This is a genomic window from Alkalimonas cellulosilytica, from assembly GCF_036325985.1.
In the GTDB taxonomy this organism is placed as follows: Bacteria; Pseudomonadota; Gammaproteobacteria; order Enterobacterales; family Alteromonadaceae; genus Alkalimonas; species Alkalimonas cellulosilytica.
The window spans coordinates 40,923-52,651 of record NZ_JAUHLI010000013.1; the positions used below are offsets into that span (position 1 = coordinate 40,923).

General features: G+C 53.6%; 9 protein-coding genes. 8 read left to right on the forward strand and 1 reads right to left on the reverse strand.

All coding sequences use genetic code 11. From position 1 onward, the window contains the following. Positions 1 to 49: 49 nt before the first annotated feature. Genes QWY20_RS13415 through rraB form a run of 8 tightly spaced genes read left to right on the forward strand, consistent with a single transcriptional unit; the run spans position 50 to position 8,661 of the window. Positions 50 to 487: a DUF1249 domain-containing protein gene (locus QWY20_RS13415; protein WP_330129522.1), complete on the forward strand. Its 438-nt coding sequence runs from the start codon at positions 50 to 52 to the stop codon at positions 485 to 487. Between the two features lie 13 nt (positions 488 to 500). Then, on the forward strand, positions 501 to 1,262 hold the full coding sequence (locus tag QWY20_RS13420; RefSeq protein ID WP_330129523.1) for a metallophosphoesterase: 762 nt from the start codon (positions 501 to 503) through the stop codon (positions 1,260 to 1,262). Continuing rightward, the gene (locus QWY20_RS13425) at positions 1,259 to 1,864 is read left to right on the forward strand and encodes a YqiA/YcfP family alpha/beta fold hydrolase (RefSeq protein ID WP_330129524.1); all 606 of its coding nucleotides are present in this window, start codon (positions 1,259 to 1,261) and stop codon (positions 1,862 to 1,864) included. The genes QWY20_RS13420 and QWY20_RS13425 overlap by 4 nt, the downstream gene beginning before the upstream one ends. Beyond that, positions 1,861 to 3,753, forward strand: a complete 1,893-nt coding sequence (gene parE, locus QWY20_RS13430; protein WP_330129525.1) for a DNA topoisomerase IV subunit B — start codon at positions 1,861 to 1,863, stop codon at positions 3,751 to 3,753. The genes QWY20_RS13425 and parE overlap by 4 nt, the downstream gene beginning before the upstream one ends. 54 nt (positions 3,754 to 3,807) lie before the next feature. After that, on the forward strand, positions 3,808 to 5,217 hold the full coding sequence (locus tag QWY20_RS13435) for a tetratricopeptide repeat protein (protein ID WP_330129526.1): 1,410 nt from the start codon (positions 3,808 to 3,810) through the stop codon (positions 5,215 to 5,217). Beyond that, entirely contained in the window at positions 5,214 to 7,496 is a 2,283-nt protein-coding gene (parC, locus tag QWY20_RS13440) for a DNA topoisomerase IV subunit A (protein ID WP_330129527.1), read from the forward strand. Before QWY20_RS13435 ends, parC begins: the two co-directional genes overlap by 4 nt. A 48-nt stretch (positions 7,497 to 7,544) precedes the next feature. After that, positions 7,545 to 8,285: a 1-acylglycerol-3-phosphate O-acyltransferase gene (locus tag QWY20_RS13445; RefSeq protein WP_330129528.1), complete on the forward strand. Its 741-nt coding sequence runs from the start codon at positions 7,545 to 7,547 to the stop codon at positions 8,283 to 8,285. 4 nt (positions 8,286 to 8,289) lie between these two features. Next, positions 8,290 to 8,661: a ribonuclease E inhibitor RraB gene (gene rraB, locus QWY20_RS13450; protein WP_330129529.1), complete on the forward strand. Its 372-nt coding sequence runs from the start codon at positions 8,290 to 8,292 to the stop codon at positions 8,659 to 8,661. A gap of 99 nt (positions 8,662 to 8,760) precedes the next feature. Here rraB and QWY20_RS13455 read toward each other — a convergent pair whose 3' ends face one another. Next, complete coding sequence (locus QWY20_RS13455) at positions 8,761 to 11,712, reverse strand: TonB-dependent receptor (RefSeq protein WP_407935433.1); 2,952 nt, start codon at positions 11,710 to 11,712, stop codon at positions 8,761 to 8,763. Positions 11,713 to 11,729: the final 17 nt, after the last annotated feature.

Consider the following 11,729-nt stretch of genomic DNA (forward strand, 5'->3'; position numbering starts at 1 on the left):
AACCGTACTGTCGCGGGGAGTGAACAACAACGGGCGATTCGGAGAAATCATGACAGCAAAGCCAAAGTACCGGCCAAAACTGCCAGACTTTCTAAGCTTGTGCGAACGCAACTTCGCGCAGCTCAACCCTTTGCTGCCTGCAGAACATACGGTGGGTGAGCGTCAGCTGATTGGATTGGACGATGCCAGTTATTTTCGGCTGGAAGTGTTAGAGGTTTGCCCCTACACCACAGTGTTGCGAATTGTGCCAGTGGATGATACGGCCTGGCCGGCTTTGCAACCAGCATTTGATGTGCGTTTGTATCATGATGCCAGATTAGCAGAAGTTATTAGCTGTCATGGTCGTCGTGGCCTGAAAGCTGTGTACGATTATCCCAATACCGAAATGCTGCAACCGGATGAAAAGCGCCAGGTCAACCGCTTACTAAGTGATTGGTTGCGGCTGTGCCACCAACAGGGCTTTCGTGCTGAGCCGGTTCTGAGTTGAAGACGGGCGTTTAATGTTAGCTTACCATTTCCCTCAGCAAGACCAGCTTCGTTTGGTGCAATTGACCGATTGCCATTTACTGGCTGAGCCAGACGCGCTGTACCAGGGCGTGTCTCCCTACCATCAGTTGCAGGCAGTGTTGCAGCAGCTGGCTGGTAACTGGCCAGATGCCTTGCTGCTGACCGGTGATTTAAGTCAGGATCACAGTGAGGCGTCTTATCAGCATTTGCAGGCCCTGATGCAAGTTGTGCCGGTACCGGTGTTCTGGTTACCCGGGAATCATGATGATAGCCAGAAACTGGGTGAATTACTGGCTGAGGCGCCGTTTTTACCTCATAAATCGCTCCATGCTGCCGGCTGGCATTTACTGCTGCTCGATAGCAGTGGGCCAACCCCTGCCGGCTATTTTCCGCTTGAACGCCGGACGGAGCTGGCAGCACAACTTAAACAACACAGCCAGCCTTGCTGGCTTTTTGCTCATCACCATCCTTGGCCTATAGGCAGCTCGATTGATCGCCATGGCTGGCAGGATGCGGAGCCTTTCTGGCAGTTGCTGCAACAGTATCCGCAGGTGCGTGGCTTGGCGCATGGTCATTGCCATCACGCCTATCGGCGTTGTCAACACGGTATTGAACTGGTTGGTTGCCCGGCGACTTCAGTGCAATTTCAGCAAACGGTGGAATGGCATACCGATGCGCAAGGACCGCAATGGTGCGAGTGGAGCTTTCAGCGCAATGGCAGCATAGAGCTTGACTTTAAAAGGATCATGCCATGAGTTTAATTTTGTATTTGCATGGCTTTGCCAGCTCGTCTAAATCACACAAAGCGCTGCAAACCCGGGCTTATTTTCAGCAGCATCATCCGGATATTGAGTTGTTGGTGCCAGATTTACCCTATATCCCAACCGAGGCCCTGGCAGAAATCAGTCAGCTGTTGGCCGGGCGGGTCCCAACGGCGGTGATTGGCAGCTCATTGGGGGGCTTTCTCGCTACCTGGCTGGCAGAGCAACATGCGTGTCGGGCCTGTTTGATTAACCCGGCAGTAGCACCGTACCGCTTGTTGCGTCAGCACCTTGGCCGTTATTTTCATCCGGTACGGCAATGCCATTATGAGGTATCTGAGCAAGCGATAACGGTGTTGCAGCAACTGGAGCCATCAACACTTGCCAAGCCCTCGAATTATCTGGTACTACTGCAAAGTGGCGATGAAGTGCTGGATTATCGTCAGGCCCTGCAGTTTTATCAGCATTGCCAGCTGGAGGTGCAGCAGGGCGGCGATCACAGTTATCAGAATTACGAGCAGCAACTGCCGTCCATTGTGCGCTTTTGTTTGCAAGCCCAGGAATTTAGAACACAACAGGTGATGTATCGACCATGACAGCTCAAAGCTATAACGCCGACTCGATCGAAGTCCTTACCGGGCTTGAACCCGTGCAGCGCCGTCCGGGCATGTACACCGATACCGCAAGGCCCAACCATTTGGCACAGGAAGTCATCGATAACAGCGTGGATGAAGCCCTGGCCGGGCACGCTACTCAGATTAAAGTGGTGTTGCACGAAGACCAGTCACTGGAAGTGATCGATAACGGCCGTGGTATGCCGGTTGATATTCATCCGGAAGAAGGGGTGTCTGGTGTCGAGCTGATCTTCTGCCGCTTGCATGCCGGCGGTAAATTTTCCAATAAAAATTATCAGTTTTCCGGTGGTTTGCATGGTGTCGGGATCTCGGTAGTGAATGCCTTGTCCAGCCGGGTGGATGTGACTGTGCGGCGGGATGGTAATGTCTATGAGATGGCTTTTGCCGATGGTGCGAAAACCCAGGAGCTGACCATCACCGGCACGGTGGGTAAGCGTAATACCGGTACCCGGGTGCAGTTCTGGCCCAACGCCGGATATTTTGATTCCGCCCGTTTTTCGGTCCCACGCTTGTTGCATGTGTTAAAAGCCAAAGCGGTGCTGTGCCCAGGGCTAAGTATCGAGTTTGAAGACAAGGTCAACAAAGAAAGTCACAGTTGGTGTTATCAGGATGGCATCCGCGATTACCTGGCTGAAGCGGTGAAAGACTTTGTCGCGCTGCCAGAGCAGCCTTTTGTTGGTAACTTTAACAGTACCCAGGAAGCGGTGGAGTGGGCCATGCTCTGGCTGCCAGAAGGCGGTGAGCTGGTGACCGAAAGTTACGTCAACCTGATCCCGACAGCGCAGGGGGGAACACATGTCAATGGTCTGCGTCAGGGGGTGCTGGAAGCGCTGCGCGATTTTTGTGAGTTTCGTAATCTGCTACCGCGGGGTATTAAACTATCACCGGAAGATGTCTGGGATCGCTGCAGCTACATTTTGTCGTTGAAAATGCAGGATCCGCAGTTTGCCGGCCAGACCAAAGAGCGTTTGTCATCGCGTCAGGCTTCGGCATTTGTGTCCGGTATTGTTAAAGATGCCTTTAGCTTGTGGCTGAATGAGCATACCGAGATTGCCGAAGCGCTGGCGGAACTCTGCATCAGCAATGCCCAGAAGCGGCTAAAAGCAGCGAAAAAAGTGGTGCGAAAAAAAGTCACCTCCGGCCCGGCTCTGCCCGGCAAGCTGGCCGATTGTTCGGCGCAGGACCTGCAGCGGGCTGAACTGTTTTTGGTGGAAGGGGACTCGGCCGGTGGTTCGGCCAAACAAGCACGGGATCGTGAATTTCAGGCCGTGATGCCGCTGCGCGGAAAAATTCTAAACACCTGGGAAGTGGAGTCCGGCCAAATTTTGGCCTCGCAGGAAGTGCATGATATTTCGGTCGCTATTGGCATGGATCCGGACTCCACCGACTTATCGGCGTTGCGCTATGGCAAAATCTGTATTTTGGCCGATGCCGACTCCGATGGTTTGCACATTGCCACCTTGTTATGTGCACTCTTTATGCGCCATTTCCCGGCCCTGGTGGAAGCTGGCCATGTCTATGTGGCCATGCCGCCATTGTACCGTATCGATATTGGCAAGGATGTCTATTACGCGCTGGACGAAGACGAGAAGAACGGCATTTTGGATCGGATTGAAGCCGAGAAGAAAAAGGGCAAGGTCAATGTACAGCGCTTCAAAGGCCTGGGGGAAATGAACCCGCTGCAGCTGCGCGAAACCACCATGGACCCGAACACTCGCCGGCTGGTGCAGCTGACCATCGATGACCAGCTGCAAACCATGGAGCTGATGGACATGCTGCTGGCGAAAAAGCGCTCAACCGATCGTCGCCAATGGCTGGAGCAAAAGGGTGATAAGGCGATTCTTGCCTGAGAAGTCGATGCAGGTATACTGGCTCGTTAACAAAGTACATTCGCTGGAGTTGGGATGAAGATCATTGCAAAGTTGATGGTTGGTCTGCTTGGACTGTATTGCCTGAGTCTGGCAGCGGTGCCGGCAGGCTCCCCAAACTGGTTGCAGCAGGTGTATCAGCAAAAGCGGCTGGAGCCGGAGGCCATGCTTGCTCTGCTGCAACAACACGAAGACAGCATTCCGACTTTGCCACGACAAGTGCAGCGCCGGGCTTATCAGGAATTTGCTTTGCTTTATGGCATGATGGGGCAATATCAGCAGCAGCTAGCTTTTGCCCGCAAAGGATTGGCGCTGGATGATGCTGCCGATACTCTGCGGGTAGAACTGATGTACAGCCTGGGTTTTGCTACTGAGATGCAAAGCAACTACCTGGTTGCGCAGCAGTACTATCAGCAGGGCATCACCCTGGCTGAGCAATTGGGCAATGAAGTATTGAGTTTACGAGGCCAGATCAATCAAGCTGCCATTTTAAGTGCGCAAGAGCACTACCAGGACGCGCTTGAGTTGCTTCAGCACGTGTATCAACAAAGTAAGGTGCTGGAAGATTGGGAGCTGGAAGCTGAAGTCAATGCAGAGCTCGGTTTATTGTATGCCACCATTACACTTGAAGAGGAAGCGCTGCCGTTTTTGGATAAAGCCTATGCCATGTATAAAGAGCAGGGCTGGCGCAAAAGTAAGATTGCCGTGTTGTACAATCTGGCACGCACCTACAGCTTTCTGGATCTTTACGAGCAGGCGTTTGCTACCTATCAGCGCATGCTGACCGTGAGCCAGCAATACGAAGATGAATTGAATCTGTACTACGCCTACCTTGGCCTTGCCATTACCAGCCATGAAGCAGGAAGTTACAATGCCGCCCTGACTTATATGCAAAAAGCAGATGAATACAAGCATTTGCTTCAAGTGCCACTAAGCACTGTGGTGCATTACTATGAAAAGTCATTGATATACAGTGGGCTGCAACAGCATTCGATGGCTTTGCAGCAGCTGATGCTGGCGAAGCAGCAGTTGGAGCTACTGGACGATGCAGAGGGTGGCTCCATGCCTTTGAACATTTACTTTATGCAGGCAAGACTGCATGCCAATATGGGCCAGTTTGAGCAGGCATTTCTCGCGATGCAAGAAACGTTTTTTTTGTATCAGGACCGTTTCAGTCAGGCAAATGAGCTGGCGTTGAGTAGTTTAGGGTTAAGCCTGGCGCAGGAACGTGAGCAAACGGAGCGGGACTTGTTGGTAAAAGATAACGAGTTGCAGGCTCTGCTTTTGTTGGAAGCTGAACGTAAGCGCCTGAACCAGAGGCGCTGGACCTCATTTTTTGCCGTGACCAGTCTGGTGCTGTTGCTGCTGTTGCTGTGGCAGCGCATGGCTCACCGCAACCCGTCACCTGCATCTCCCAAAGATCAAGAGGAAACCAAGTCGCTATGACCGACACCATCATTACTGAAGACGGTATAGAGCAGCTGTCCTTACGCCGCTTTACGGAAGAGGCTTACCTCAATTATTCCATGTACGTGATTATGGACCGTGCCCTGCCACATATTGGTGATGGCTTAAAGCCGGTGCAGCGGCGCATTGTATATGCCATGTCCGAGCTGGGATTAAGCCATATTGCCAAGTACAAAAAATCTGCTCGCACCGTCGGTGACGTATTGGGTAAGTTCCATCCGCATGGCGACTCAGCCTGTTACGAAGCCATGGTGTTGATGGCGCAACCCTTTTCCTACCGATACCCGCTGGTGGATGGCCAGGGCAACTGGGGGGCGCCGGATGATCCGAAATCCTTCGCTGCCATGCGTTATACCGAGTCGCGTTTATCACGCTTTAGCGAAGTGTTGTTATCCGAGCTTGGGGCTGGCACCGTCGACTGGACGCCTAACTTTGATGGCACTCTGGACGAGCCGAAAGTGCTGCCGGCCCGCTTACCTCATATTTTATTGAATGGCATTACCGGCATTGCGGTCGGCATGGCGACCGATATTCCACCGCACAATGTGCGGGAAGTAGCGCACGCCTGCGCTTTGTTGTTGGATCAGCCCGACAGCTCCATTGCTGATTTAATGCAGCATATTCAGGGGCCGGACTATCCGACCGATGCCGAAATCATCAGCAGCAAAGAAGATATTGTTGCCATGTACCAAAGTGGCCGTGGCAGCATTCGGATGCGGGCCCGTTATCTGCTGGAAGACGGTGATGTGGTGATAACCGCGCTGCCGCATCAAACATCCGGCGCCAAAATACTGGAGCAGATTGCCGCCCAGATGCAGGCGAAAAAGCTGCCGATGGTGACCGATCTGCGCGATGAGTCCGATCATGAAAACCCAACCCGAATTGTGGTGGTGCCACGTTCGAATCGGGTGGACATCGAGCAGTTAATGCAGCACTTGTTTGCCACCACCGATCTGGAAAGAAGCTATCGGGTGAACCTGAACATGCTGGGGCTGGACAACCGGCCTGGGGTGCGCGATTTAAAAGCGATTTTGACCGACTGGCTGGTGTTTCGTCGCGAAGTGGTGCGTCGCCGTTTGCAGTACCGGCTGGATAAGGTACTCGACCGCCTGCATGTGCTGGAAGGTTTACTGATTGCCTTTTTAAACATCGATGAAGTCATTGCTATTATCCGTGAGCACGACAAACCCAAGCCGGTGTTGATGGAGCGGTTTGGCTTATCCGATCGCCAGGCCGAAGCCGTGCTGGAATTGAAGTTACGGCATTTAGCCCGATTGGAGGAAATGAAAATCCGTGGCGAGCAAGACGAGCTGGCCAAAGAGCGGGATAAACTGCAGGGTATACTGGGTTCCAATACCAAGCTCACCAAGCTGATCCGGACCGAGATATTAGAAGCAGCAGAAAAATACGGCGATGACAGACGCAGCCCCATTGTGGCCCGCAGCGAAGCCAAAGCGCTATCGGAAAAAGAGCTGCTGCCCAGTGAACCGGTGACGGTAGTGTTGTCGGAAAAAGGCTGGGTGCGCTGCGCCAAAGGCCATGATGTTGATGGCACCACCCTTAGCTACAAGGCCGGTGATGGCTTTAAATCGGCTGCCAGTGGTAAGAGCAACCAGTACGCCGCTTTCCTGGACAGCTCCGGGCGCAGTTTTTCGGTCGAAGCGCATGAGTTACCATCCGCCCGCGGCCAGGGCGAGCCCTTATCCGGTCGCTTTAATCTGGTCGCCGGCGAGGCTTTTGAACATGTGTTTATGGCCAAAGACGATCAGTTGCTGCTGTTTGCCTCCGATGCCGGCTATGGTTTTGTTGGCCGCTTTGATGACATGCTAACCCGTAATAAATCAGGCAAGGCGTTGCTGAGCCTGCCCACCGGTAGCAAAGTGCTGCCGCCGGTGCCCATTCGCCAACCCGAGACGGATCTGGTGGTGTGTGTTTCTACCGAAGGACGCATGCTGGTCTTCCCGGTGCAGGACTTACCGCAGCTGAGCAAAGGCAAAGGCAATAAGATGTTGTCAATCCCATCCGCCAAAGCGGCCAGCCGCGAAGAATACCTTCGGCTGATGACGGTGATCCCAGCCGATGGGGGCGTAGTGCTGACCGCAGGCAAGCGTAAGCTGAGCTTAAAAGCGGCCGATCTGGAGCATTATCGCGGCGAACGTGGCCGGCGAGGCAATAAGTTACCACGCGGGCTGCAGCGCATTGATCAGATGGAACTGTTGCCAGGCACTGCCGCCAGCAGTGATCAAACCAGCCTGTGATGTCCATCCGGCTATACTGTGCGCTTTGAATAAATCAGGAAATTGCTTGTGATTGCTGTGGTGCGTTTGTTGCTGGTGCTGTGCTTTATTGTACTCAGCACCCTGATTGGTCTGGTGATTTGTCTCTTTCGGCCTTTTCACGCCAATAATGTGGTGCTGTTTGGCCGCTGGTATGCCTGGTGCGGCCGGATCTTTGGGGTTGAAGTGGAAATCAGACGGCATCCGGCGGTTGCTGAGGCGCACCCCTGCGTCTATGTAGCCAACCACCAGAATAATTATGATTTGTTTCTGATGCCGAATGCCTTGTTGCACCGCACCGTGACCATTGGCAAAAAAAGCCTGCGCCTGATCCCATTCTTTGGCCAGTTGTATTGGTTAAGCGGCAATATTTTACTCGACCGGGATAATCGCAGCCGGGCGGTGGGCACCATGCAAGGCGCGGTAGATCGCATTCGCAATGAGCAATTATCGGTCTGGATGTTTCCGGAAGGCACCCGCAGTTACGGCCGAGGTTTACTTCCTTTCAAAACCGGGGCATTTCATATTGCCCAGCAAGCCGGGGTACCTGTGGTGCCGGTATGCATGAGCTCAACGGCGCACATCAAGTTGAACCGTTGGCGCAATGGCAAAGTCATCATCGCCATGCTGGAGCCGGTAGTGCTGGATGAAAGCACAAATATTCGTCCTTTTACCAGGCAAGTGCATCAATTGATGGCCGACACGCTGGCCGAGCTTGATAGCGAGCTTGCCAGCGACTACACTGCCCAAAGTCTTACTGCGCGGAATTAACCCTATGGAAAACTGGCAAGAATTTACCGAAGAAACCATCGCGGCTTTACTGGAAGATGGCAGCGATCCGGATGCGCTCTATACCATTGAGCACCATTTTTACCATGCCGACTTCAAGAAGCTGGAGCAACTGGCGGTCGAGGTGTTTAAACTTGGGTTTGAAGTGACCGATGCCGAGGAAATTGAACTGGATGATGGCAGCCTGGCCTGGGTATTTGATGCCATTCGGGAGCAGTCGCTGGATGCCGATGCCATTACGGCCGATGCCATCCGGCTGGAAAAAGTGGCCGCCGAACATGGTATTGAATACGATGGCTGGGGCACTTACTTCGAAGATGAAGATGGCTACGAGCTGGATGAAGACGACGATCTATAACTGAGTGCGTAGCCTGAAGCTGATCACACTCGCTACAAGGCGACAAGATAAAAAAATGCCCGCATCAGCGGGCATTTTGCATGGTGCCAGGGATGGCGGTTAGAAGCGGTAGCGGGCACCTATCGCATAGCGCGGGCCATACTGCCGGGCAAACAGGAACTGCTCTTCGTAGCGGCCATAACCACGCTCAGTGGCGTTGGTAATGTTGATGCCTTCAAAGAACACCGTCAGTTGTGGATTGATGTCGTAATTCACGCTCAGATCCCACTGGGTGTACTGACGGGCGAATTGTGGCGGAGCATCGGATGAGCCCTGCGACTGACCAACCCCAATCAGATAACTGTCACGCCAGGCGTAAGTCACTTTCACCGATAGGCCGTCTTTTTCGTAGAACAGCTGCAGGTTGGCTGAGTCGCTCAGACCACTCAGCGGTGCTTGCTGCTCCAGGCTTTCAGTATCAAACTTGACATCGCCATTGACGAAGGTGGCATTGGCACCAAAACCAAAACCGGTATCACCCAACAGGTGTTGCCAGGCTATTTCCACCCCATCGACCGACTTGCTGTCGGTATTCTGTGGCTGACTGATGCTCCAGACAATCAGCGGATCCTGGGCGGTGGGTTCAATCCTGCCATCGGCATTGCCGTGGCCATTGGCCAGCATCTGCTCAAAAATCGCAGTACTGGTCGCCTGTTCGCCACGGGCTTCGATATCTGCCACCGCCTGGTTGTAGCGCGGGCCATTCAGGATATCGTGCAAGCCATCAATGGTAATATCGGTGATGGTGGTTTGAATGAAGTTGTCTACATTCTTACGGAAATAACCAATGGCGGCGTAGCTGCCTTCGGCGTAGTAGTACTCCAGCGTCAGATCCAGGTTACTGGACTCGAACGGCTGCAGGTTGGTGTTGCCCTGACCACCGCTGCGGGCACCTGGCCGCGGGCTGCCGCTGAGGCTTCGACCGCCAGCCAAGGCACCAAGAGGCGCTCGGGAGATGGTTTTTCCCCAAGAGAATCGACCAATTAAATCATCGGTCAGCTCTACCCGCAGGTCAAACATCGGCAAGAACACATCGTGCTTACCGGTCAGGGTTAAGAAGGTTTCTTCCCCTTGCTCGTACTGCATGATCCATTCGGAGGCACTTTCCCAGTTGACCTGACGCTCCACCCGCTGGCGCACCGTGCTGGTGACATCGGTTTCTTCGTAGCGTAAACCGGCATTCAATTGCACCGGGTAATTGAGCACATCAAATTCCCAGACCGATTGCAGGTAGATGCTGTTGGTTACTTCTTTCACCGAGCTTTGGCTGGTGATGCCATTAAAGTAGGCATCAGGCACAAAGGCATCGCTGCCCATCACATCGGCGGTTAAAAACGCCATCTGCCTGGCCACCGCTTCATCAAAGTCGAAGGTGTAGTAGTAGTTGGTCAGCATATCGGCCCCGCCACCCTGGAATTGACTCAGGAAGTTGCGGGTGCTGTTCAGCGTAAACATGCTGTCCGGGAAAATCTCTTTAAAGCTGGGGTTAAAGCCTGGGCCGCCGCGCAGGCCACTCCATGCCTCCCAGCCACCAAAGTTTTGCTCGGTACGGGCAACGCCCCCTTTAATTTCCAGCAGTGGCAGGTTAAAGCGGGAATTATACCAGGTACCATCCAGCTGCAATTGCTTCACTTCCGACTCGCCGGGCGAGTGAATAAACTGGCCAAAGTTGGAGTCGATTTCATTTGGCTGCAGCATGGTGCTGCCGTTACGCCACAGAATCTCCATTTGTGGAATATCACCGGTGCGGTAATCGTAAATTTTGGTGACCAATTGGTCAGAACCCAGAATCACCTGGCCCCAGTTGCCGCTCCCTTTGTCTGCACCATTGTCGGTTTTGTTGTTGGAGTCGTGATAATCCAGCTGCAGGCGGAAATCATCGTGCAGTTGCCAGTCGGCATTGAAGCCGATGGAGCGGGCTTTGACTTCAGTGGTACCTTTGCTGGCGGTAAAGGAGCCATCATTGCCACCAATATCAGCAAAAATGGCGGTGCCGCGCTCATCCAGCTCGTAACCATTGATGTTACCGCCAAATTCATTCCAAATACCCCAGCCAATGACTTCCATACCGGTCAGCGCCCGGCTGGCGGTGTAGTCCATAGTGAGTGTCAGGTTATCGGTTGGCGCATACTGCAGTGTGAGCTGGCCATTGGTGCGTTCACGTTGCAGATCTTCGATGCTGTAGTTCATGTCTTTTGGAAAGAAATGATTGCCGATTGGATTACCTTCTGCATCCCGCGGCCGGGCGTCGGTGACAAACTGGCTGTCCAGTGTTGGCAGAGGCACATTGGCCTGCCAGCCCTGAATATTGGCTTGTTGACGTTGGAAATCCCGGCGGTGATGCGAAAAGGTAAAGGCGGCACCAAAGCGATCATCAAAGAAGGTGTTGCTATACACCGCTGCAAATTCCGGGGTGATGTCGTCGCCTTTCTCGTTGGAGCTGTCATAGAGTGCCTTACCCATCACGGCAAACTGCTCGCCCGGCCGTTGCAGAGGGCGGGTAGTGACGATATTGACCGTAGCACCCAGGCCACCGCTTGGATTTTCAGCGCGGGCCGTTTTGTACACTTCCAGTGCACTGACCCCTTCGGAGGACAGGTTCTCCAGATTGTAGGAGCGGGTAAAGCCCGAACCAGGCATCTGGCGGCCATTTAAGGTGATCAGGTTAAACTCAGGGCCAAAACCACGCACGGTGATCTGGCTGCCTTCGCCATTGGCCCAGCTGACCGACACCCCGGTAATACGCTGCAGCGACTCAGCCAGGTTGGTATCGGGAAACTTACCCATTTCCTCGGCAGAGATGGCATCGACCACCCCTGAGCTTTCACGCTTGAAATCCATCGAGCGGGCCAGGCTGCCACGGATGCCTCGTACTTCAATGATCTCGATGGCATCGGCCTGGGTAGTTGCGTCATTGTCGCCGGCAAGGACTGGTTGCATGGCGGCTGTAGACAGCACGACAGAGACAGCGGCTGCGATGCGGTTTTTTGAAAATAGTTTTGCTTTCATCATCATTCTACTCTTGTCGG

Excerpts from the sequence above, each read along its gene's own strand:
- QWY20_RS13415 (WP_330129522.1), top strand. The coding sequence starts at position 50 with ATGACAGCAAAGCCAAAGTACCGGCCAAAACTGCCAGACTTTCTAAGC.
- QWY20_RS13455 (WP_407935433.1), bottom strand. The coding sequence starts at position 11,712 with ATGATGAAAGCAAAACTATTTTCAAAAAACCGCATCGCAGCCGCTGTC.
- rraB (WP_330129529.1), top strand. The coding sequence starts at position 8,290 with ATGGAAAACTGGCAAGAATTTACCGAAGAAACCATCGCGGCTTTACTG.
- QWY20_RS13435 (WP_330129526.1), top strand. The coding sequence starts at position 3,808 with ATGAAGATCATTGCAAAGTTGATGGTTGGTCTGCTTGGACTGTATTGC.
- parE (WP_330129525.1), top strand. The coding sequence starts at position 1,861 with ATGACAGCTCAAAGCTATAACGCCGACTCGATCGAAGTCCTTACCGGG.
- parC (WP_330129527.1), top strand. The coding sequence starts at position 5,214 with ATGACCGACACCATCATTACTGAAGACGGTATAGAGCAGCTGTCCTTA.
- QWY20_RS13425 (WP_330129524.1), top strand. The coding sequence starts at position 1,259 with ATGAGTTTAATTTTGTATTTGCATGGCTTTGCCAGCTCGTCTAAATCA.
- QWY20_RS13420 (WP_330129523.1), top strand. The coding sequence starts at position 501 with ATGTTAGCTTACCATTTCCCTCAGCAAGACCAGCTTCGTTTGGTGCAA.